General features: G+C 43.3%; 18 protein-coding genes. 2 read left to right on the forward strand and 16 right to left on the reverse strand.

Annotation, left to right across the window (positions count from 1 at the left end):
• Window positions 1-28: 28 nt before the first annotated feature.
• Together fba and thrC are read right to left on the reverse strand one after the other, a co-directional pair.
• Window positions 29-892 (reverse strand): class II fructose-1,6-bisphosphate aldolase, encoded by an 864-nt coding sequence (fba, locus tag BXY41_RS22295; RefSeq protein WP_104439095.1) that lies wholly within the window; start codon window positions 890-892, stop codon window positions 29-31.
• 129 nt (window positions 893-1021) lie between these two features.
• Window positions 1022-2506, reverse strand: a complete 1485-nt coding sequence (gene thrC, locus BXY41_RS22300) for a threonine synthase (protein WP_104439096.1) — start codon at window positions 2504-2506, stop codon at window positions 1022-1024.
• A 217-nt stretch (window positions 2507-2723) separates the two neighbouring features.
• Here thrC and sfsA point away from each other — a divergent pair, with 217 nt between their 5' ends.
• On the forward strand, window positions 2724-3461 hold the full coding sequence (gene sfsA, locus BXY41_RS22305) for a DNA/RNA nuclease SfsA (protein ID WP_104439097.1): 738 nt from the start codon (window positions 2724-2726) through the stop codon (window positions 3459-3461).
• A gap of 15 nt (window positions 3462-3476) precedes the next feature.
• Here sfsA and BXY41_RS22310 read toward each other — a convergent pair whose 3' ends face one another.
• Complete coding sequence (locus tag BXY41_RS22310; protein ID WP_242980322.1) at window positions 3477-4136, reverse strand: cyclic nucleotide-binding domain-containing protein; 660 nt, start codon at window positions 4134-4136, stop codon at window positions 3477-3479.
• Between the two features lie 70 nt (window positions 4137-4206).
• Here BXY41_RS22310 and BXY41_RS22315 point away from each other — a divergent pair, with 70 nt between their 5' ends.
• On the forward strand, window positions 4207-5151 hold the full coding sequence (locus BXY41_RS22315) for a DMT family transporter (RefSeq protein WP_242980323.1): 945 nt from the start codon (window positions 4207-4209) through the stop codon (window positions 5149-5151).
• A 67-nt stretch (window positions 5152-5218) separates the two neighbouring features.
• Here the strand turns inward: BXY41_RS22315 and BXY41_RS22320 are convergent, their stop codons facing one another.
• From BXY41_RS22320 to BXY41_RS22380, 13 genes are all read right to left on the reverse strand, one after another.
• On the reverse strand, window positions 5219-6106 hold the full coding sequence (locus BXY41_RS22320) for a TPM domain-containing protein (protein WP_104439100.1): 888 nt from the start codon (window positions 6104-6106) through the stop codon (window positions 5219-5221).
• On the reverse strand, window positions 6103-7143 hold the full coding sequence (locus BXY41_RS22325; RefSeq protein ID WP_104439101.1) for a TFIIB-type zinc ribbon-containing protein: 1041 nt from the start codon (window positions 7141-7143) through the stop codon (window positions 6103-6105). The genes BXY41_RS22320 and BXY41_RS22325 overlap by 4 nt, the downstream gene beginning before the upstream one ends.
• Window positions 7140-8309: an SPFH domain-containing protein gene (locus BXY41_RS22330; protein WP_104439102.1), complete on the reverse strand. Its 1170-nt coding sequence runs from the start codon at window positions 8307-8309 to the stop codon at window positions 7140-7142. The genes BXY41_RS22325 and BXY41_RS22330 overlap by 4 nt, the downstream gene beginning before the upstream one ends.
• A 56-nt stretch (window positions 8310-8365) precedes the next feature.
• Entirely contained in the window at window positions 8366-9193 is an 828-nt protein-coding gene (locus BXY41_RS22335) for a deoxyribonuclease IV (RefSeq protein ID WP_104439103.1), read from the reverse strand.
• Between the two features lie 13 nt (window positions 9194-9206).
• On the reverse strand, window positions 9207-10118 hold the full coding sequence (locus BXY41_RS22340; protein WP_104439104.1) for an ABC transporter permease: 912 nt from the start codon (window positions 10116-10118) through the stop codon (window positions 9207-9209).
• Window positions 10096-11058: an ABC transporter ATP-binding protein gene (locus tag BXY41_RS22345; protein WP_104439228.1), complete on the reverse strand. Its 963-nt coding sequence runs from the start codon at window positions 11056-11058 to the stop codon at window positions 10096-10098. Before BXY41_RS22345 ends, BXY41_RS22340 begins: the two co-directional genes overlap by 23 nt.
• Window positions 11058-13550 carry a DUF8725 domain-containing protein gene (locus tag BXY41_RS22350; RefSeq protein WP_104439105.1) on the reverse strand — a complete coding sequence of 831 codons (2493 nt, stop codon included), beginning with the start codon at window positions 13548-13550 and terminating at the stop codon, window positions 11058-11060. The genes BXY41_RS22345 and BXY41_RS22350 overlap by 1 nt, the downstream gene beginning before the upstream one ends.
• 4 nt (window positions 13551-13554) lie before the next feature.
• Window positions 13555-14691 (reverse strand): sensor histidine kinase, encoded by a 1137-nt coding sequence (locus BXY41_RS22355; RefSeq protein WP_104439106.1) that lies wholly within the window; start codon window positions 14689-14691, stop codon window positions 13555-13557.
• Window positions 14681-15388 (reverse strand): response regulator transcription factor, encoded by a 708-nt coding sequence (locus BXY41_RS22360; protein WP_104439107.1) that lies wholly within the window; start codon window positions 15386-15388, stop codon window positions 14681-14683. The genes BXY41_RS22355 and BXY41_RS22360 overlap by 11 nt, the downstream gene beginning before the upstream one ends.
• Window positions 15389-15534: 146 nt before the next feature.
• Window positions 15535-17676, reverse strand: a complete 2142-nt coding sequence (locus BXY41_RS22365; protein WP_104439108.1) for an RNA degradosome polyphosphate kinase — start codon at window positions 17674-17676, stop codon at window positions 15535-15537.
• Entirely contained in the window at window positions 17676-19244 is a 1569-nt protein-coding gene (locus BXY41_RS22370; RefSeq protein ID WP_104439109.1) for a Ppx/GppA phosphatase family protein, read from the reverse strand. The genes BXY41_RS22365 and BXY41_RS22370 overlap by 1 nt, the downstream gene beginning before the upstream one ends.
• 97 nt (window positions 19245-19341) lie before the next feature.
• Window positions 19342-20571, reverse strand: coding sequence for an ATP-binding protein (locus BXY41_RS22375; protein WP_185140390.1), 1230 nt, complete (start codon window positions 20569-20571; stop codon window positions 19342-19344).
• A gap of 120 nt (window positions 20572-20691) precedes the next feature.
• Window positions 20692-21828, reverse strand: coding sequence for a bifunctional chorismate mutase/prephenate dehydratase (locus BXY41_RS22380; protein ID WP_104439110.1), 1137 nt, complete (start codon window positions 21826-21828; stop codon window positions 20692-20694).
• Window positions 21829-21857 lie beyond the last annotated feature (29 nt).

Consider the following 21857-nt stretch of genomic DNA (forward strand, 5'->3'; position numbering starts at 1 on the left):
TTTTCAAAAATATTTTATTTAGAAGGTTTTAAGCTTTTCCAACAGAACCAAATAATTCCATCTTCTCTTTTACAGTTGCTTTAATTGCATCTGTTCCAGGTGCAAGGAGCTTACGAGGATCAAATCCCTTACCCTCTAAATCTTTGCCTGCTTCAATATACTTACGGGTTGCTTCTGCAAAGGTAAGCTGGCACTCTGTGTTAACATTGATCTTTGCCACGCCAAGGCTGATGGCCTTTTTAATCTGGTCTTCCGGAATACCTGTCCCACCATGAAGAACAAGAGGCATGCCGCCTACTTTATCTTTTACAGCTGCCAGAGTATCAAAGCTTAAACCTGCCCAGTTTGCCGGATATTTTCCATGAATGTTGCCAATTCCTGCTGCCAGCATGGTTACGCCTAAGTCAGCGATCTGCTTGCACTCATCAGGATCTGCACACTCACCCATACCAACTACGCCGTCTTCCTCGCCGCCGATAGAACCAACTTCTGCTTCTATGGAAAGGCCCTTTTCATTACAAACCTTTACAAGCTCAGTTGTCTTTTCCACATTCTCAGCGATTGGATAATGAGAACCATCAAACATGATGGAAGAAAAACCTGCCTCGATGCACTTATAACAGCCATCATAAGAACCATGATCCAGATGAAGTGCCACTGGAACGCTGATCTTTAATTCTTCTATCATGGCTTTTACCATAGCTGCTACAGTTTTATAACCTGTCATGTATTTGCCAGCGCCTTCGGAAACTCCCAGAATAACAGGGGATTTCAGTTCTTCGGCTGTCAGTAAAACAGCCTTTGTCCACTCAAGGTTGTTGATGTTGAACTGTCCAACTGCGTATTTTCCATCTCTTGCTTTTTCAAGCATCTCTTTTGCTGAAACTAACATATCACAGACCTCCATATTATTTATTGTCTTACATTTTTTTATTATAACCTATTTTAACTTATTTGGAAAGATTATTTTTTGAAAGATTGTTTTTTTTATAACAAAGTTACATTTGCTTTCAAAACTATTTTAAGCTAAAAAGCTCATAACTGCCTCTTTCATTTTATCACTGTCGCACTCAGTCTGGTGAAGGACAGGAGCCGTGCGGATTTCTTCCACTGCCTGGGGAATCCCGGTTCCTGATACGTCTGATAAACGGTCAATGATCTTAAACTCATCTTCCTCTGACTTCTTTCCTTCCAGAGCCTCTAAAACGCTTCCGGAAAACTTATATGGGCTGGCAGTGGAGGCAATTACTGTTTTTGTCTCATCCGCCGTCTGTTTCTTATACTGATGGTAAACAGACGCTGCCACCCCAGTATGGGTATCAATCAGATAACCGGTACTGTCAAACAGCTCCTTAATGGTCGTCTGATTTTCTGTTTCGTCTGCAAATCCGCCCACAAAATCTTCCATGAACTTTTTCATGGCTGGTGTGACGGTATAGCTTCCTGTTTCACTAAGTTCCTTCATCAACCCTGCATTAACTGCCGCATCGCTGCCGGTGCTTAAATAGATGAGACGTTCCAGGTTACTGGAAATCAGGATATCCATGGATGGGGAACTGGTGAGAATAAACTCTCTGTTTCTGTCATAGGTTCCAGATTGAAAGAAATCATAGAGAACTTTATTTTCATTGGAAGCACAGATTAATTTATCAATAGGAGCTCCCATCTGCTTGGCTATATAAGCAGCGAGAATGTTTCCAAAGTTCCCTGTGGGGACTGCCACATTGATCCGTTCTCCATCAGATATCTCTCCGCCTGACAGCAGCTTCCCATATGCATATACATAATAAACCACCTGAGGAACCAGTCTTCCTATATTGATTGAATTAGCGGATGAAAGCTGATAACCCTTCTCTTCCAGCTGAGCAGCAAATTCCTGATCACCGAAGATTTTTTTCACACCAGTCTGGGCATCGTCAAAATTCCCATGTATGGCTGCTACGTGGGTATTTTTTCCTTTTTGTGTTAACATCTGAAGTTCCTGGACACGGCTCACTCCGTTTTTAGGATAGAAAACAATAATCTCCGTTCCTTCCACATCGGCAAATCCGGCCATGGCTGCTTTCCCCGTATCTCCGGAGGTTGCCGTCAGTATCACGATCTTATTCTTTACCTGATTCTTTTTCGCAGCAACGGTCATCAGGTGGGGAAGAATGGAAAGTGCCATATCTTTAAACGCGATGGTACTGCCATGATATAATTCCAGATAGTATGCACCGTCCGCTTTGGCAAGAGGAGCAATTTCTTCCGTATCGAACTTGCTGTCATAGGCTCGGTTAATACAGCTTTTTAATTCCTCCTCTGTGTAATCGGTGAGAAACAGCTTCATGACTTCATAAGCAGTTTCCTGATATGTCAATGTAGAAAGTTCTTTCATGGTCTTGTCTAGCTTTGGAATAAAGCTTGGCATAAACAACCCGCCATCTGCTGCCAGCCCTTTTAAAATTGCCTGGGAAGCCGTCACATTGGCTTCTTTGCCTCTGGTACTCTGATAGGATAATTCCATGGTATCGCGTTCCTTTCCTGCTCTCTCTTAATAAGTGTGATTAAAAAAACCTTGCCAGCATTGTAGCACACTTTAAACCGGGGTGCAAGAAAAACAGGCAAAAAAGTTTTCTTATAACGGACATATGTTCTTGTATAGAGGACATTTTTCTAATTTGCATCTCCTGTAATGATGTGGTAAGATACTGTCAGAAATACAGAAAGGAGTCACTGTCACATTGAACTATCCTAATATTGTAAAAGGCAGTTTTATAAACCGCCCAAACCGTTTTATCGCTTATGTGCAGATTTTATCAGGGGACGGAGAAGAAAAGACCGTAATCTGCCATGTTAAAAATACAGGCCGCTGCAAAGAACTTCTTCTGCCGGGCGTTACAGTACTCCTTCAGTATCATCCCGAAGCCTCTGTCCTTGGCAGAAAAACAGAATACTCTCTGATCGGGGTCTATAAAAAAAGAGAAGAAGACACACTGTTGATTAATATGGATTCCCAGGCTCCTAATTTAGCAGCTTATGAATGGATTCTGGGATCTGAATCAGTTTGTGATGTGAAAAGAGAGGTCACTTACGGTCAATCCCGATTCGATCTGGCTTTTCAGTTAATCGGCAAAGATGAGTCTGGATGTGTAACCCGCACTCCTGCATTCATGGAGGTAAAAGGGGTGACCCTGGAAAATAACAACCATGCTCTTTTTCCAGATGCTCCCACAATACGGGGGATCAAGCATATTGAAGAACTGATTCATGCAAAAAATGACGGGTATGAAGCCTATCTCCTGTTTGTAATCCAGATGAAAGGAATGACCGGCTTTTCTCCCAACGAAGAAACCCAGCCAGAATTTAAAGAAGCGTTAAAAAAAGCCTTAGCTGCAGGAGTTCACGTCCTCGCATATGACTGCCAGATTACAGAGAACTCCATGATTGTGGACCAACCGGTACCTTTGAATCTGGACTAACCAGATCATTTTTCCTCACTCTAGATAGAAATCTGGTGTGCGGGCTAAAAGCTCCCTGCGGTCTGCAATCCGGTATACCCTGTTTTCCTTTCTTATAACACCGTCCCTGCAAAGCATGTTCATAACGCGAAATGTCTGGCGGTAGCTGGCTCCAATGGATTTTGACGTATCTGCCAGTGTCTCCAGAAAAATTCCTTCCTGTTCCGCAAACAGAATAAACGCACAAAGCCGTTCTTCGCAGGTATGAAGTGCAGTAATCACACTCTTTTTGGAACTTCTAATCAGCTTTGATGCCAGTTCTCTCCCTATGTCATTGACAAACGGGAGATTCTGTTTTAATTTTTCTTCGTATTTTTTATAGGGAAGACCGATGCAGATAAACTCTGTTACTGCACTGATAGTAGCATTTGCAATATGGGACCCCGTCATTAACTCCACATCCCCAATAATCCCTTCTGAAATATAATAGCAAAGTAAAAGATCCTTCCCATTGGCAGAAGCAGAACAGACCTTTGCTTTTCCAGAAACAACCAGAAGAAAATATTCCATCTCCATACCTTCCTGCAAGATCAGCTCTCCCGGTGCAAACCGAAGCAAAGCAGAATCATCAAGATCCATATCTGATAAATGAAACTGTAAAAATATAGTTCTGATCCTCTGTTCCGTGATATTCATCTGCATAGCCTCCTTTCTTTCTTTTCTGGAGTATGACATATGTCATACCGTCTTGTCAACGGGGTATGATATGCTTGGAATCGAAATCGGAGGTGATTTTATGTACAATTTTCTCTCTCTCCTTGCCGGCGTAATTATATCCTTGATGATTGCACTCAATGGAGGGCTGACAGCACAATACGGGGTATTTGGAGCGGCTGTTATCATTCATATCGTAGGTGTTTTATTTGCATTCCTTCTGCTTCAGTTTCTTCGTGACTCCAGTCACAAGCCAGCAGAAAAACTTCCCTGGTGGCTATACACCGGCGGAATCATCGGAGTACTGACGACTGCATTCAGTAATTTCGCATACGGAAAAATCAGTATAACAGGAATCATTGCCTTAGGACTTCTGGGACAGGCAATGGCTTCCCTTGTCATAGACTGGCTGGGACTCTTTGGAATGACAGCATATCCGCCTAAAAAGCACACACTGGCCGGACTGATACTGGCGTTTCTTGGGATTGTTGTCATGCTGAACCATTCGTTCTACGGAACAGCATTCCCGGTTCTGATCTCTCTTCTAAGCGGGATTACCATCGTTCTCTCCCGCACGGTCAATGCCGGTTTATCGAACCATACCGGAGCTCTTAAGGGTTCCTTTATCAATCATCTGACAGGACTCCCGGTAACACTGATTTTTCTGTTTCTTTTTGGAAGAAATGAAGCTGTCTTTAAAAGTTTCAATTTTTCGCCCCATGTCTGGATCTACCTTGGAGGAACATTAGGAGTTATCACTGTTTTACTGTTCAATGTAACTGTTCCCACGATTCCTTCATTCAGACTTACACTTCTATCCTTTACCGGACAGATTTTTACCGGTATCATACTGGATCTGATTACCAGGAAAGGCTTTACTATGGCAACCTTTTCAGGCGGTCTGCTGGTCGCCGCAGGGGTTGGAATCTCCATGGCTGGAGAACGATTCGCTTTGCTATTTAGAAACAAATCTCCCATACCAGACGAAACTTTATAAGATCAAAAAACAGGATAGAAGCTGAAAAAGCTGGGATGTATACAGCGTTTCAGACTTCTATCCTGTTTTAAAATTTCCTTCCCCCGCCCCCCATGGTGCGGCCGGAATTTGTATGAACAGTGCTTCGCCCCCCGGATGACATGCCTCCGCCTCCAGATGAGCGGTTGCTTCCTCCAGTATCACGGGGTATGATCACATGGGTCACAACGCTGTTCACTAAATTGTCATTCTGCTGTGAATAACGAAACTCACAGTCTGCCCGGTAGGCCAGGAGGGAGTTCGCCGCTCTTCCTCTCTCTTTTGTCATGGAATACTGACCTTTTACACCACCGCATACAGCTGCGGCTGCGGCTGCCGCCACTAATATTGCCAACATAGCTTCATACCACTCTATATTTCGGTAAACACTGATTTCTCCCGTATCGGTATTGTAATTATACTGGCCTCCCGGTATCCCTGCCCGGAAATATTTGGTCACTCCCGACAGATAAGTTCTGGCACAGGCTGCATAATCACCCTGGCTGATCTCTTCATATGCATCATCAAGAATCGCGTTCCATCTGTTGTCAGTCAAAAACCGGTTCATCTTTCCTACAGGCAGAATATACATCTCCCTGTTATCCATATCAATTAAAAATAAGACACCCCGGTAATCACTTCCCACTCCAAATTTTCTTTCAATATAAAAGTTTTCCGCATATTCTTTCGCAGTTTTTCCACCGGTGTTATCAGATGTTACGATCACCACGTCCATATTCATCTCTTTTTTCATAGACTGGATTGTAGTTTCAAATTCCTTCTTCTCATCTGCTGTGAAAAGACCTGCATCATCATAAACCCTTGCTTCGTTCCCATTCTGATTCTGCATCGCGTAAGCAACTGGCATCTTTCCAAATAACAGGAGTACAGATATCAGGAATATTAAAATACCAGAAAATAGCTTTGTTATTCTCATATAAAATACCCCACAAGCAGCATAAACAGACACACAGGGACAAATACTTTTGCAAAGAGCACCATCAGTTTCCCTTTGTCAACCGGGATCTCGCCGCATACCTTTCCTGTTTGCCCATTAATGGTGAAATAATAAATCCGGTTTTTACTTTCATCATTATAAGTAAGCGTCCACACAGGAAGAAGTGCATATTCCCATGTCTCGTTCTCTAACTTTATATCCTGATTTTCTACCCTTACATGATCATAAGACGAGATGCTGTTACGCAATGTATCAGCTGCAAAATTTCTGATTTCAGACTTTACCTCATCTGTAAATTCCTGATTCTCCATATCTCTTCGCTCTGCTACAAAACCGGAGAGATATCCCATTGTAAAAGGTTCTAATTTGTCTGTCTCAAAAGGAAGTACACCTTCCACCAGTTTACGGTTTGCCTTCTTTAATGCATTGCGTGGCACAAATTTTACCGGCATGGTGCCGGATCGATTAACTTCATATGTCTTAGTCTCTGTATACCTTCTGTCACCACTTTGCCATACCCGGATCCGCTCTGCTCTCGCTTCCAGGCTTCCCTGAGTGGTACAGCTATATAGAAGATAGGGAAAATAGACTCCTGTGATTTTTTCAATCTGATCCTCACTGTAAAATGCCTTGGGAATATATCGTTTTTTCTTCAGCCAGTCCCGAAAGATAGCGGTAGCTTCTTTCTTATCATAAGAAAAGGGAATCACATAATCCGGATGAAATTCCCCGCTCAGCCGCCGGGATAAGATAACCGGATTATGGCAGTAGTAGCAAAAAGAAGCGGCAGTGGTGCTGTCTGTTACAAGTTCAGCACCACAGCTGGGACAAGTGTATAATAAAGTCTCTGATTGAACCGCTGACTCTTTCTTTTCTTCCTGCGTCTTATCTTCCTTAATCTTTTCTTCCTGTGAAAATTCTGACAAACAGTATTCACAGGTATACCTCTGCTTTTGAGGATTAAACTTTAACGGCCCCCCGCAGTTGGGACACTTATAAGAGATAATCCCACTCATGGCCTTGGCTTTCCGCATTCGGAGCAAAACTTACCGGTATTAACCGCTCCGCAGCCACAGGTCCATGGACCTTCCGGCTTTTTGCTGCCGCAATCCGGACAGAATTTTCCAGTGTTAACGCTTCCGCAGCTGCAGGTCCATGTTTCCTGTGCACCTGCATTCTTAGCTGCCTGATTCATCTGCATCTGATTTGCATTGGCGGCGGAAGCGGCTCCCATAAATCCACCTGCAGTATTCATTCCCATACCCATGCCCATGAATCCTGCCAGTGAGCCATTGGCATTGCTTCCCGCTGCCTCGATTCCTCTGGCCGCCGCGCCTTGAACATAACCTTCCCGTATGCCAGGATCGCTGAGCATTGCTCCCTGATTTCTCATCTGAATCAGAGATTTGGACTCTTCATCATAGGAGATGCTTGCAATTCCCACAGACTGGATTTCAATTCCTCTTCCGACTCTCCACTGGTCATCTAACACATCTGCCATGTACTGTCCCAGTTCTCTGCCCTTGGAAGCTACATAAGATATCCGGATTCCATCGGCAGACATCTGATTAATGGAAGACTGGAGGGCTTCCAAAAATTCTGATAAATACTGCCCGTTTATATCCTCCACCTCAATATGATCTGCATTCTTTGGTACAGCCTCTGCATAAAAAAGAATGGGGTCTGTTACTTTTATGGAATAAGTGCCATGAGCCCTTAAAAACAGCTCTGCATTGTAAAACTGATCAAAATAATTAATGGGATTGGGTGTGCCAAACTTGATTCCCTTGATTTCCTGCAGATTTATGAAGTAAACCTTCTGGGCAGTGGGTGTCTGACCTCCAAAGCGGATCCGGTCAAAGGATTCGCTCACTGCTTCCTTTAACTGACCATTAAAAAGAGAGGGCATGGATGAATTCTTAACCGTAAAGTATCCAGGCTCCCCTGTATAGTCAATTACCTTTCCCCCGTCCACCAGAAGCATAAACTGGTTGGGGTAAACATGAATGACGGAACCGTCTGATACCGTATTATCGGTTCCTTTTGTATTGGACCCTTTCCGAACCTTTACACCGCTGGTAAACAGGGTCTGATCTCCCATATCGCCTGCCTCTATCACTTCCAGCCACTGGTCAGCCAGTGAGCCTCCGATTGCTGAAGTCAACGCTTTTACAATTCCCATTCCGATTCCTCCTTTAGATTTTTATTACATATTATACTGCACAGATGATGTCCTGGCTATCCCATTCCCCGCATCATGGCAATTTCTTTTGCATATCCAGGTAAATCATTGGGTGTTTCCAGATAGAAAGGCAGATTCTTAAGACTTGGATGTTCCACAATCCGTTTTAACGCATCAAATCCAATCATTCCTTCTCCAATTGCTGCATGCCGGTCCTTATGGGAACCAAGGGGATTTAAACTGTCATTTAAATGTATGGCTTTCAGCCTGGAAAGGCCGATGATCCGGTCAAATTCATTTAAAACTCCATCTAAATCTCCGGCAATATCATAACCTGCATCCCAGACATGGCAGGTATCCAGACAGACTCCCATGCATTCGTTTCGCTCAACCTGATTAAGAATTCCGCGAAGCTCTTCAAACGTTCGTCCCACTTCGCTGCCTTTTCCCGACATGGTTTCCAAAAGAACCGTGGTTTTCTGGTCTGGTCTTAAAATCTGATTCAGCATATGGGAAATATAACGGATTCCTGTTTCTGCTCCCTGACCAGTATGGCTTCCGGGATGAAAATTATAACAATTGCCAGGAATATATTCCATTCGATCCAGATCATCTTTCATGGTATCTCTGGCCAGTTCCCTTAACCCCTCGTCTGCAGAGCATGCATTGAGGGTGTAGGGAGCGTGGGCAAGTATCCGGTTAATTTTGTGCTCTTGGGCAAAAGAGAGAAAACGCCCGATATCTTCCGGATCCAGCTTTTTGGCTTTCGTTCCTCTGGGATTTCTTGAAAAAAACTGAAATGTATCCGCACCGATCTTCACAGCTTCCTTGCCCATGGCAAGAAATCCTTTGGATGAAGATAAGTGACAGCCGATTGTAAGCATAAAGATCTCCTTCTTATTTTTTTCTGATTCTTCTTCTCTTGGACTGACTGACGCCCCTAATGGCAATAAGAATAAATATGGCTGCCAGAAGAAGCTGAATCAGGATGCTTAACAGCACCCAGTTATTCATGATGAAGTTATCGGGGTGAGGTCCAAACCAGTTATTTAAACTGCTTATCACCGGATTAACCCCCGCCTGCTTGTTGATCATCACGTAAAAGGTTGCCACCGGATTTAATAACAGCAAATACAGGCATGGACCGGAGTTTGCCTGATCTGTCACTCCATTGATACTGGAAGCATAAGAGCTGTCCATATTCATTCTTGCCATGGAAAGCATAAATATATTGACTGCATAAGTTCCTGCTGCTATAAAAACCAATACCCCATAGCTTACCACAGTGGCAACGGTAGATCGTTTAAAAAGAGAGGAAAAACAGATTCCCATACTTCCGCAAAGAAGTGCTACAGTGAGATAACAAAGCAGCAGCAGAAGCACATCATGAATCATTACTCCGCCATACACAAAGGAAACAGCAAGCAGAGGGAAGCTGGAAACCACCATGAGAAACATGGTACTGAAAGAAGATAGAAGCTTTCCCCATATAATTTCTGATGGCTTCATGGTTGTGGTCAGCAAAATATCAAGGGTCTGCCGTTCCCGTTCGCCGCTTATACTTCCTGCGGTGAGAGCAGGCATAATAAACATCAGCATAACAAATTCCACAACTGCGACAAATACGTATAACGTGGTAAAGGATGAATACTGGATCTCAGCTGTCAGCTTTACCCGTTCTACTACGGAATACATATTAAGCAGTATTACCAGTGCCAGGATGGAATTAAAAATCACCAGAATCAGTGCCAGCCGGAAGCTTCTGGCACTGACCATGGTCTCCCGCTTATAAACCGGATTCGTTTTCATGTACAAGCACCGCCTTTTCTTTATCAGGATCTGTAATCTGCATAAATAAGGATTCCAGACTCCCCTGTTCCCTGCTAAATCCATGAACCATTACTTCCGCATCAATCAGCTGCTGAAGCAAAATGGCCTCATCCTGCTGGTCTCCGATAAAATTCACCCGGATATCCCCTTCCTTGACTGCAATCGTCTGCACACAGGGCTGGCTTTTTAAAATAGTTAGGGCTTTTTCCTTACTGCCCAGTATGGAAATAACCAGAGGATTGGTAGCATTCACCCTCCTTAAAATTTCTTCCATGCTTCCGCTTAAAACCATCTTTCCCTGGTCAATAATTCCAATATCCGTACACAGCTCAGACAGTTCAGACAGAACATGGGAGCTGATGAAAATGGTCTTTCCCTGTTCTCTCAATTCTTTTAAAATCTCTTTAAATTCAAACCGTGTTCTTGGATCCAGACCGGAGGCAGGTTCATCAAGTACCAGAAGGAGGGGATCATGAATCAGAGCTCTGGCCAGACAGAGGCGCTGCTTCATGCCTCTTGATAAACTGTCGACATAGAAATCTGATTTATCCTCCAGCCCTACCTGTTCCAAAAGAGTCATATACCGGCTTCTGGCTTTCAGACCATTAATTCCGTAACAGGAAGCAAAAAACTCCATGTATTCATTGACCTTTAAGTTATCATACACCCCAAAAAAATCAGGCACATAGCCGATTTCCTGCTTAAGTATGTTCAAACCGTCAGACACATCTGTTCCGTTAATTAAGACCTGACCGCTGTCTGCAAATAAAAGGCCTGTCATAATCTTAATAGCAGTGGTCTTCCCCGCTCCATTGGGTCCCACAAAACCATACAGGGATCCTTCGGGAATCATTATATCAAGACCGTTTAAGGCATGAAATTTGCCGAACTTTTTCTTTAAATCTTTAATCTCTAATATCATTTATCCCTCCCCAGAACCATCAGCATGGGCAGTGTCACATACCAGTTGTTTTCTACGCTGTCCTCACAGACATATTTAACTGTCAGTGTATTACCAGGTGATAAATATGAGACCAGTTCCCTTGCCGAATATTCTGTTTTACCTGGATCCATGAGATCGTAATTACCCGTATCGTGATTGTAAAAGTACATTTTCCCTTTAAATATATTGGTATAATTCGTACTCTGACTGTCTAAAAACTCCTCGGAAGGATTCTCAAATATCAGCTTCTCCACGCTCACATCATTACCCAGAGAATATTCCAGGGCAACCGGATCCACGCCGTAGATGGCATTGGTATCCGAATAATACTGTCCGCTTACGGTTGTAGGCATTCGCATCAGCGCAGACCTGTATGTCTCATCATCCTTTTTCAAATTAACATTGATAGCAGAGGTATACATGGTTACCCCATAGGTCTCATATCCACCGTTTACCAGGAACTGATTGTCCTTCTGATCCTCACTGAAAGCTACAATCCGTGCTTCCTGGTTGTAAAAAGAGGAATACCGGTCCAGATAAAAGCTTAAAATATTGGTTCTTGAAAGAGCAAGCATATAATCCGGATCTTCTATATCCGCCTTTGAATACTGATAACCTCCTGTTACCCGGGCAGATACCTGGAAGGAATTATTAATGGGATAATTGATAACAGAAATCCCATCCAGTTGTTTGGTCTCCCCTGGCTTTAGCTCATCTATGACAACCATCTTGCCATACATAAGAATCCCTACCTTTTCCACTGAAAAAGGATATTCATTGGTAACTGTTCCAAATACATTTCCATTAAACAGGGTGATTTTCGCCCACAGGCCCTTCTGGTTCTCATTTGAAGTTCTTTTCTTCAGTGCATAGTATTTAGGCGAAAAAGCGGCTGCATTCTGCGCAGATACTCTTGTTCCGTCTTCCCCATAGCTGATCCTTACATTATAATCTTCACTCCCTGTAAATTTCGGTACGGGAGCCCGTTCATAGGACTTGCTTCTGGTAATGGGGAGAAGGCTGTAAGAGGGATCTAACAGTATGGAATAGGCTCTGTTATAAGGGGTTCTCATATTGATATAAGTATACTCATCCTCAAAACTTTCCGAATTATCAAAAATTGTAGCATAGGTAAAAAAGGTATCCCGAAACCGGGTTTTGGCTCCCATGAAGTAAACCACCACGGTAAACAGAAGAGACACCGACACAATTGCAGTCCGGTAATAACGTCTCTTGTCTTTCCGTTTTAAAATCAGATAGGTGCCAGGTCCCACCAGCACAATATAGGTTAAAATAACGATGGAATAGAGCGCAAGACCTGGAAGCTTATCCACATCTCCAGTATTAAGCATGTTCTGAACGGACCAGAACTGGCTGGAATTGCCGCTGTACAAATAAGAAGAAAGATTATTTAATCTGGTTTCTCCAAGCAGAGCCGTAAACATCTTGTCAACATAGGAACGCTGTGTTTCGCAAAACGGAGCAATATCAACAAAGTCATAGGCTGCAACACCCACAACTCCTTTTCCCCTGACTGCAGCTGTTAAAACAGGAAACTGATCATTGGAAAGGACACCGGTTCCTCCCTTTAAAGAGATATCGGCGCAGACAAGATTCATAAAGGAATCTCCAGGACCATTGGTGGCATACTCCACTCCCATGTCCACCGATTTTTCTGCAGGTACTTCATAATCTTCATTGAGCAGATCTGACCGGAACGCATAAAGCGTATCATCTGCACGGGCGCCGGTTCCAAGAAGAAGGGTTCCTCCATCCTTTACCCATTCCATAATGGCAGATATCTGATCTTTTGAAAGCTTTCTGGTATCATAATCGGTTATGACAAGCACATCCAGCAGATCCAGACCGATCACATGATCGGGCAGCTTCTCCGCCTGCATGGGAAATGTTCTTATTTTCACAGCGCTGTAATTGACTCCCACTCCCTCCATGTAGGACAGCTTCTCCGGTTCGTCGGACAATATACCTGCATAAAGTTCTGCCACATCTGTGGGCACGTTCATCTTTAAGCGCTTTCGTATCAGTTCTGTTCCCTGGGAATCTAACAGCTTCACATATAAAATATCCGCTCTTCCCACGGGAATATCCAGAGATTTCTCTGCAGATCCCATGGCATCCAGAGTAATCGGGTAATCGTATTGATAGATGTCATAGTCGGATTCCATCGCCTCTACACGCACCGTACCACTAAAGGGTGATGCAGACTGGCTTTTCAGCGAGAAATTCACAGGAACATAGCGGTCTGCCTTGGCGTTTCCGTCATATCCATATGTAACCTCCATGCCGATACCGGAAGTATTCTCACCGCCATATTCTTCAGAATAGGAACTTCCCCCATTCCCTCCATTCTCCGGGCCATTTGCGGTCATGCCGAAAACAGGCAGCAATGAGCTGCCTGCCAACGTGAGCCCCATGGCACAAATCAGGGATATCTTTCTGAGTTTCATTTTGTCACCCTATCTTTCCAAAGTTCTCTTTATTCACATCAAAATTAGTTTTCAGTTTTACCGTAAATACAGTTCCTGATAAGTCACTGGAGACATGAATGGTTCCTCCGTGCATATCCACAATGCTTTTGGAAATGGCAAGGCCAAGCCCTGTTCCTCCTGTGTTGGTGGAACGGGACTGCTCCACACGGTAAAACTTGTTGAAGATCAGTGGAAGTTCTTCTTCCGGTATGACATATCCGTAGTTTACCACCTGGATGGATACAAGATCTTCGCTCCCATGTACCTTAACCAGGATCCTCTTTCCATCTGCTCCGTATTTGATTGCATTATTAATGAGATTATCAAACAGACGGGCCAGAAGATTGGCGTCTGCTGAAACGATCTGGACGGGGACATTGCTTTGCAGCTCATAGGAAAGGTTCTTATCCATAAAACTGGGATAAAACTCCTCCAGAAGCTGGCTTAACAGTTTTATAACATCCACTTTTGAAACGTTCATTGAAATCTTTCCGTAATTAAGCTTGGTAAATCCAAACAGATCTTCAATCAGCTTTTCCAGCCGTTTTGTCTTTACGTATGCAATCCCTATGTACTTTTTCTGCAGTTCCTGGTCAATGATTCCATCTTTGGATAAGAGCTCCAGGTAACCGATGATGGAAGTAAGCGGTGTTCGCAGATCATGGGCTATGTTGGTAATCAATTCATTCTTTGTCCGCTCTGCTTCCCGCTCTTTATCCATTAAATCTTTTAAATCTCCAACCATCTTGTTTAAACTGGCTGCCATGACGGAGAACTCATCGTCCCCTTCAAGATCCACCGTTATGTTTAAATCTCCTTCAGAAATCCTCTGCATGGCATCGGAGATTCTCCCGATGTAACGCATGGATTTTTCCTGAAGCAGGAGAAACGTCACTGCGAATATGCCAATTCCAAAAACAACATAGATAATTATTACCACCACATCAAAAGAGGTGAGCATCTCAAGGAACGCATTGTCCTTTTGAGTGCCCCTCATATATGATGCAATCAGCGATACATTGGTCACCAAAAATATCTCGATCAGAACCGTTACAATGGCACTGTAAAATATATTGGCAATGACCCGGGTATGGAAACGATGATTGATATCATTTTTCAATTTTGTATCCTACCCCCCAAACAGTTGTGATGATCTTGTTCTGTCTGGTGTCTTCCTTCATCTTTCCTCTCAGACGCCTGATATGTACCATTACCGTGTTATTGGCTTCATAAACCTTTTCATTCCATACTTTTTCAAATATCTCATCTGTACTGAACACTCTTCCCGGATTGGAAGCCAGAAGATACAGGATATCAAATTCGATAGGGGTGAGTTTTATCTCTTCTCCATATACCGTCACCTTATGATTATCCTTATTAATGGTCAGTCCCCTGATTCCTATTTCATTCTTTGCCGATTCGTTTACCGCACTGTTGGGATTAAGCTGGGTATAACGGCGCAGCTGAGATTTGACTCTGGCAGTCAGTTCCAGTGGATTAAAGGGCTTTGTCACATAATCATCAGCACCGGTTCCAAGTCCTAAAATCTTATCTAAATCTGTTGACTTGGCACTGAGCATAATAATTGGAATGTTGTTGGTTTCCCTTATCTTTTTACACATGGTCAGACCGTCCATCCCAGGCATCATAATGTCTAAGAGTACCAGATGAATCTGAGTCTTTGTCAGAACCTCCAGTCCCTCTTCTGCATTGTTAGCCTTGTATACTTTATATCCGTCACTGACCAGATAAATCTCCACCAGATCCGCAATCTCTTTCTCGTCATCCACAACCAGAATGCTTATTGTCTCGGACATTGAAAAATACCTCCCTTGTCGTTATGTAAGCGGCGTTCTCAAATTGAAAAAGAAAAAGCCTGCATCCATTTTACCACAAGAAAGGTATCTTTGCCTTACTATTTTCTTACAAAAAACCTATAAAACGGTAAATCAGGAACACCCTCTCATCCCTGACTTTCAGTCGGAATAAACACCCTGCTTCCAGCCGGATCCAGCCTGCCAAGTTCCGCCCTGACATACAGGGATGCCTCCTCACAAAACTGCTCCTGACAGTTGATCAGGGTCTTACCTCTTTTATCCGGCTTCTCCCATGTTCCGTCCGGCTGCAGAATATGTGTCTTAACATTGTCCTCTAATTGTATTTTCAGGACATGCATAATTCGTTCCAACAGTCTCTCATCTTCCACAGGGAACATGATCTCCACCCGCTTATCTAAGTTTCTTGGCATCCAGTCGGCACTTCCAAGATAAAGCTCCGGACTTCCGTCATTTTCAAAATAGAAGATTCTGGCATGTTCCAGAAAGTTACCTACAATGGAACGTACTGTTATTCTTTCACTTAAACCGGGAACACCGGCTTTTAAGCTGCAGATGCCTCTGACAATCAGCTGGATAGTCACTCCGGCGCAGGAAGCCTCGTACAGGGCAGCAATCACCTCTTTGTCGCACAGAGAGTTCATCTTGGCTATAATATGGGCTGGCTTTCCGGCCGCCGCATTCCTGGTTTCCCGACGGATCATCTTTAAAAATCTGGCTCGCAGCCAGATGGGTGCCACAACCAGTTTATTCCAGTGAAGAGGCTCCGAATATCCGGAAAGCATGTTAAATACTGCAGTTGCATCCTCTCCAATCTGAGGGTTGCAGGTCATCAGTCCTAAGTCTGTATAAAGCCTGGCAGTGGAATCATTATAATTTCCGGTACCCAGATGAACGTAACGGCGGATGCCATCCTCTTCCCGGCGCACCACCAAAGTTATTTTACTGTGAGTTTTTAGTCCTACCAGTCCATAAATTACGTGACAGCCGGCTTTTTCCAGTTTCTTTGCCCAGTTAATATTATTTTCCTCATCAAAACGGGCTTTCAGTTCCACCAGAACAGATACCTGTTTCCTGTTGTCCGCAGCTTCCAAAAGAGCGGCAATGATCGGAGAATTTCCACTGACCCGGTAAAGGGTTTGTTTAATTGCCAGTACCTCCGGGTCCTTTGCAGCGGTTTTTACAAACTGTACCACAGGATCAAAGGTCTGGTAGGGGTGATGAAGAAGTATATCCCCCTTACGGATATTGGTAAAGATATCATCTTCATTCATCAGTTCAGGCACCTGCTGGGGAATGTAAGGGATTTCCTTTAAATAGTCAAAGCCATTCAGTCCGTACATCTTCATGAGAAAGGTTAAATCTAAGGGACCGGCAATCTCAAATATATCACTGGAGCTTATATTTAATTCTCTCTTTAAGATCTTTAACAGGCGTTTATCTATTTTATCTTCCACTTCCAGACGGATCGCCTCGCCCCACTGACGTTTTTTAAGCTGCTTTTCTATTTCTTCCAAAAGATCAACTGCTTCTTCTTCGTCAATGGTCAGATCGGCATTTCTCATGACGCGAAATGGGTGGGTGGTGACAACGTTGTAATTTAAAAACAGGCTTTCCATATTCCGTTCAATAATCTGTTCCAGAAGGATAAAGGACCGCTCCCCTGATTCATCGGCAGGAAGCTCCACAATTCTTGGAAGAACACTGGGAACCTGAACCATGGCAAACTCAAGCTCCTCTTCGCCGCTTTTCTTTTTGAGAAGAGCCGCGATGTTTAACGATTTATTTCGAATCAGAGGAAATGGTCTGGAGGAGTCCACCGCCATTGGAGTCAGCACCGGATAAACATCCCGAATGAAATAGGTATCTGCAAACCTGCCCTCTGCTTCACTTAAATCTTCGTGACTGGAAATAACACGCAGCCCATTCTGCTTCAATGCAGGAAGAATGGAACGGTTATAGGTGGAATACTGCAAAGAAACAAGCTCATGAGTCTGTTCACTGATCTTCTCTAACTGCTCATCGGCTTTCATTCCTGCAATATCCGGTTTGGTGTATTTTGCATGAACCATATCCTTTAAGGAAGCCACACGCACCATATAAAATTCATCTAAGTTAGAAGCTGTTATGCTTAAAAATTTTAACCGTTCAAAAAGTGGCAGGTTTTTATCTCTTGCCTCGCTTAATACCCGGTAATCAAACTCGATCCAGCTCAGCTCTCGGTTTACATAATTATCCGGATTGTAATAAATATCACTTATGTCTGCCATCAGGATAACCTCCTCTTCTGCCTCAGTACAGGCCTGATACCAAATATCTCTTCAAAAAAATCTGCCTTCTGATTAAACGATATTGCTTCCAGTGTCATATCTCCTTCATAAGAAGTGGTTACCACAAGCTTCCCTTCCTTAACATTCATCCGGCTGTCTGATAATTTCTGTTTGTGGCTGCGGTCCATGGAATTGGCAAGCCTTAATATGGCTGTCAGCTTTGCGATTAATATGGTAATATCCTCATGAGACAACTCTCCCTTTGTATTGCGGAATAATTCCTCATTGAGCTGCACCCGGTTGTAATCAAATTCCAGACCGTTGTACCGTACCACATTGGCAATAATTTCCCGCTCCATATGGGACAGTCCAATTATTTCGGTTGACATAATAATACTGTAAGCGGACTCACTTGGCTTTCTCATGCTGATAAATTTGCCGCATGCATGTAAAATGGCAGCAATCTGTAAAAGAAGCCGCTCCCGCTTGCCCATACCGTGATACTTCTTCATACTGTCAAAAATTCCTAGTACATACTTTTCCATGCAAACGGTATGAGGACCATGACACTTATAACGCTTTGCCATGTTCCTGGATGCGGCCAGAATATCCTCAGAAAAATCATGATGAAACTTCACTGTCCTGGCTTCTTCTGCGTATTCTGCAGCAATGCTGTCACATAAGCGGATTCCTGGTATCCAGAACATCTCAGCTCCGGTCAGTTCCAATACACGTTTAAAAATAATGGCGGCTGGCACTAAAAGAGCGGCGTATTCTGCATTGACACCAAACCGGTCCTGAATCTGGTCAAGAGACATGAACTTGATCTTTTCATAAAAATTAATAAATTCTTCTGCAGTGATCCACTCTACCGGCTTTCCGCCATGGCTTTCTCTTGAAAGATAAAGGATACTCTCCCCGATTCCGATGAGATTTTTAATCTCACGGTCTCTTAAATAAACCTTGCGGAAGGTATTTAACTCATTGTCAACCATCTCTTCGATCAAGGTATTCTGCATCTGGGTATTCACCTGCATATCGCCCATCATCTCACGGATCCTCAATACTCCAAGCATCAGGTTCTGGGTGGATATCAGAGCGTCCTTATCAAATAAGGATACCTGCATACTGCCAAATCCCACATCTACGATGGCAGTTCCTTTTTGTATGATTTTATTAAATTCCGCATCTTTCGAAGCGATTGCCTTGTAACTGATAAAACGCTGCTCGGAATTACTGATAATCTGGACCTCAATGCCGGTTCTTACCCGAATCTGATCCAGTACGATCTGACTGTTTTTTGCTTCCCGAAGTGCGCTGGTCGCATAGGCACGGTATCCTGTGACTTTATAGGACTGCATAATATCAGCAAAGTCTTCAATTACCTTACACATTTCGTCTACTAATTCGTAGCGGATTTTTCCGTTCTTATAGGTGTCCCTACCAAGGGCGATGACATGGCGGACATGATCAATCTTGCGGATTCCTGTTTTAGGGGAAATCTCATAGATGCCAAGTTCAAGTTCAAATGATCCCACATCAATAGCGGCAAATAATCTGATTGCCATACTTGTCCTCCTCACTGCCCTCTACAGGACAGTTTTTTACTATTCTACCTTATTTTATTTCCTTTTGTGTCAAATATCGGTAAAATTTGCAAAAAGATTAATTATTTTTCTCTTTTGCCAAAAGATAGGTAATAAACTGGCTTGCTGTTCTTCCAGATAAACCGCCATGGTTCAGTTCCCATATATTTGCTTTTTGATAAAGTTCCTCTATGGGCATGGAAATCTGGCTGCGGGCTGCCAGCTGCTTTACAATCTCTTTAAATTCAGCCGGGTCCGGAGCACCATAATAAATGGTTACACCAAATCGTGCCACAAGGGAAAGCTTCTCCTGGACGGTATCATTATTATGTAATTCATCATCCAGTTGTCTCTTATCGCTGAATTTTTCACGAATTAAATGACGGCGGTTTGAGGTTGCATAAATCAAAACATTGCCAGGCTTCTTTGCAAGCCCGCCCTCGATAATCGCCTTTAAATATTTATATTCCAGTTCCGAATCCTCAAAAGATAAATCATCCATATAGATGATAAACTTATAATTTCTGTCTTTGATTTGTTCCTGTAATTTAGAAAGTGTATGAAACTGGTGCTTATATACTTCTATAATCCTCAGACCTCTATCATAATATTCATTTAAAATAGCTTTGATACTTGAAGATTTTCCGGTTCCGCTGTCGCCAAACAAGAGAACGTTATTGGCCGCCTTCCCATCTAAGAATGCTTCCGTGTTCTCAATCAGCTTCTCCTTCTGCCTTTCATATCCCACTAATTCATTGAGATATATGTGATCCATGTTGGTAATGGGAATGATCTGAGGTTCCTGATCTGTCTCCTCCACACGAAATGCCTTATTCAGACCGAATTTTCCCACGCCGAAATTCTTATAGAATAAGGTTATTATTTCTCCGAAAGCTTTCACGTCCCGGGCTTCCTTTAACTCCACTGCGAGCGTTACGATCTGATCACGGATTCGTCCGTTATAAATTTTACTATTGCCATTATTGGTGTGGTAATCAGAAAGGGCGGACCAGATTCCCTCTTCTTCTCCGCAGTCCAATGCCCGTATGTCCTGATCAAACAACTCCTTCATAATCTTAAAATCATGGGCAGCCATCTGATTTAAGGTTCCCTGAATGGGACCTGTTATTTCACAGGAGGTACTGTAAGCGTTTTCGTGATCTGCCAGGCATAATGCTAAAAAACAATGCCAGAGATTCCCCTCAAAGCCATAAGATGCTGCCAGCTCGATAAGCTGACCGGCACAGGCGCAGGATTCCGGCATTGTTTCTGTATGTTTCTCCTGAATAAGAGTCAGCTGTTTTAACATCTGGTCAAAAAGTTTCTGATATTTTAAATCGCGGTATAAAATCAGTTCATTCACGTTCTTTGTTCCTCCCTGTGTAAACGGAAGTCCGGCCTTAATACAGGCCGAACCTCTCTGAATTACTTAATAATTTCCCAGGACTCTCATATTGCGTCCCTCTTCTAAAATCCCCTTCAGAGCATTCTGAATGGAACATTCACTTAAATTCCCTTCCATATCTACAAAGAATCGGTATTCCCAGTTTCTTCCCGGAATGGGTCTTGACTCAATCATAATCATGCTGACTCCGTTATAAATCATATTGCTCAGCATGTTGTAAAGAGTACCGCTCTTATGAGGCAGTTCAAAGCTGATGCTGATTTTTTGTGCTTCCTCCCGGTAGATTTTTTTATTTGACAGGATAATAAACCGGGTGGTATTGGACTTATTATGATTGATGGAAGAATTAAGAACCTTCAGTCCATAAAGTCTGGCAGCGGTTTCACTGGCCACAGCAGCCTGAGTGGGATCTCCTTCTTCTATAATCTTTTTAGCAGCAGCCGCGGTATTCTCCACACTGATCTGCTTCCAGTTCCTGTTGGCATTTAAAAATTCTGAGCACTGCATCAGTGCCTGTGGGTGGCTGAATACAGTACGGATCTCTTCCGGTCTTGAATCTTTCAGCCCTAACAGCGCATGATTCACAGTTAAAAATGTCTCAGCCACTATATAATTGTTGTATTTCATCAGCAGATCATAGTTGTCGATCACAGCACCCACAGAGGAGTTTTCAATGGGAAGAACCGCATAATCTGCACGTCCTGACTCCACTTCCTTCATGGCATCCTCAAAGGTAACAACATGATAACAGCTGATATCCGTTCCGAAATACTGGAGTGTGGCAGCGTGACCGTATGCACCCTCAACTCCCTGATAAACCACTCTTACCCCATCTGTAGGAATACTTTTTACTGGTTGAAAGGTGTCTTCCCCTTTCATTCCGTGCTCCGCCATCAGCTTGTACTGATAATGGCGGCTGATGGTCATCATCTGAGTAAACAGTTCACTGACAGCCTGTTTCATAAATGCATCTTCCACCATTCCAGTTACGGAATCAATTTTCTGCGTTTCCCGTTCCTTATCATAAACAGGCTTTCCGGTTTCAATCTTAAATTCAGCCACCTCGCCGCTCAGTCTCATCCTTTTTTCAAACAGTTCCACAATTTCACGGTCAATGCTGTCCAGCTGTCCTCTGATCTCAAGCAAGTCTAATTTTTTCATATGTCCATTCCTCTGCCTTATCTGTTGGT

Origin of the sequence: Lacrimispora xylanisolvens (assembly GCF_002934545.1) — a bacterium.
Taxonomy (GTDB): domain Bacteria; phylum Bacillota; class Clostridia; order Lachnospirales; family Lachnospiraceae; genus Lacrimispora; species Lacrimispora xylanisolvens.

What these genes read in the sequence shown, in the direction of transcription:
- BXY41_RS22310 (WP_242980322.1), bottom strand. Translation starts at nt 4,136, where the DNA reads ATGAATATCACGGAACAGAGGATCAGAACTATATTTTTACAGTTTCAT.
- fba (WP_104439095.1), bottom strand. Translation starts at nt 892, where the DNA reads ATGTTAGTTTCAGCAAAAGAGATGCTTGAAAAAGCAAGAGATGGAAAA.
- BXY41_RS22315 (WP_242980323.1), top strand. Translation starts at nt 4,207, where the DNA reads ATGCTTGGAATCGAAATCGGAGGTGATTTTATGTACAATTTTCTCTCT.
- BXY41_RS22365 (WP_104439108.1), bottom strand. Translation starts at nt 17,676, where the DNA reads ATGGCAGACATAAGTGATATTTATTACAATCCGGATAATTATGTAAAC.
- BXY41_RS22360 (WP_104439107.1), bottom strand. Translation starts at nt 15,388, where the DNA reads ATGTCCGAGACAATAAGCATTCTGGTTGTGGATGACGAGAAAGAGATT.
- BXY41_RS22350 (WP_104439105.1), bottom strand. Translation starts at nt 13,550, where the DNA reads ATGAAACTCAGAAAGATATCCCTGATTTGTGCCATGGGGCTCACGTTG.
- BXY41_RS22330 (WP_104439102.1), bottom strand. Translation starts at nt 8,309, where the DNA reads ATGGGAATTGTAAAAGCGTTGACTTCAGCAATCGGAGGCTCACTGGCT.
- BXY41_RS22320 (WP_104439100.1), bottom strand. Translation starts at nt 6,106, where the DNA reads ATGAGAATAACAAAGCTATTTTCTGGTATTTTAATATTCCTGATATCT.
- BXY41_RS22370 (WP_104439109.1), bottom strand. Translation starts at nt 19,244, where the DNA reads ATGGCAATCAGATTATTTGCCGCTATTGATGTGGGATCATTTGAACTT.
- BXY41_RS22340 (WP_104439104.1), bottom strand. Translation starts at nt 10,118, where the DNA reads ATGAAAACGAATCCGGTTTATAAGCGGGAGACCATGGTCAGTGCCAGA.
- BXY41_RS22375 (WP_185140390.1), bottom strand. Translation starts at nt 20,571, where the DNA reads ATGTTAAAACAGCTGACTCTTATTCAGGAGAAACATACAGAAACAATG.
- thrC (WP_104439096.1), bottom strand. Translation starts at nt 2,506, where the DNA reads ATGGAATTATCCTATCAGAGTACCAGAGGCAAAGAAGCCAATGTGACG.
- BXY41_RS22325 (WP_104439101.1), bottom strand. Translation starts at nt 7,143, where the DNA reads ATGAGTGGGATTATCTCTTATAAGTGTCCCAACTGCGGGGGGCCGTTA.
- BXY41_RS22380 (WP_104439110.1), bottom strand. Translation starts at nt 21,828, where the DNA reads ATGAAAAAATTAGACTTGCTTGAGATCAGAGGACAGCTGGACAGCATT.
- BXY41_RS22335 (WP_104439103.1), bottom strand. Translation starts at nt 9,193, where the DNA reads ATGCTTACAATCGGCTGTCACTTATCTTCATCCAAAGGATTTCTTGCC.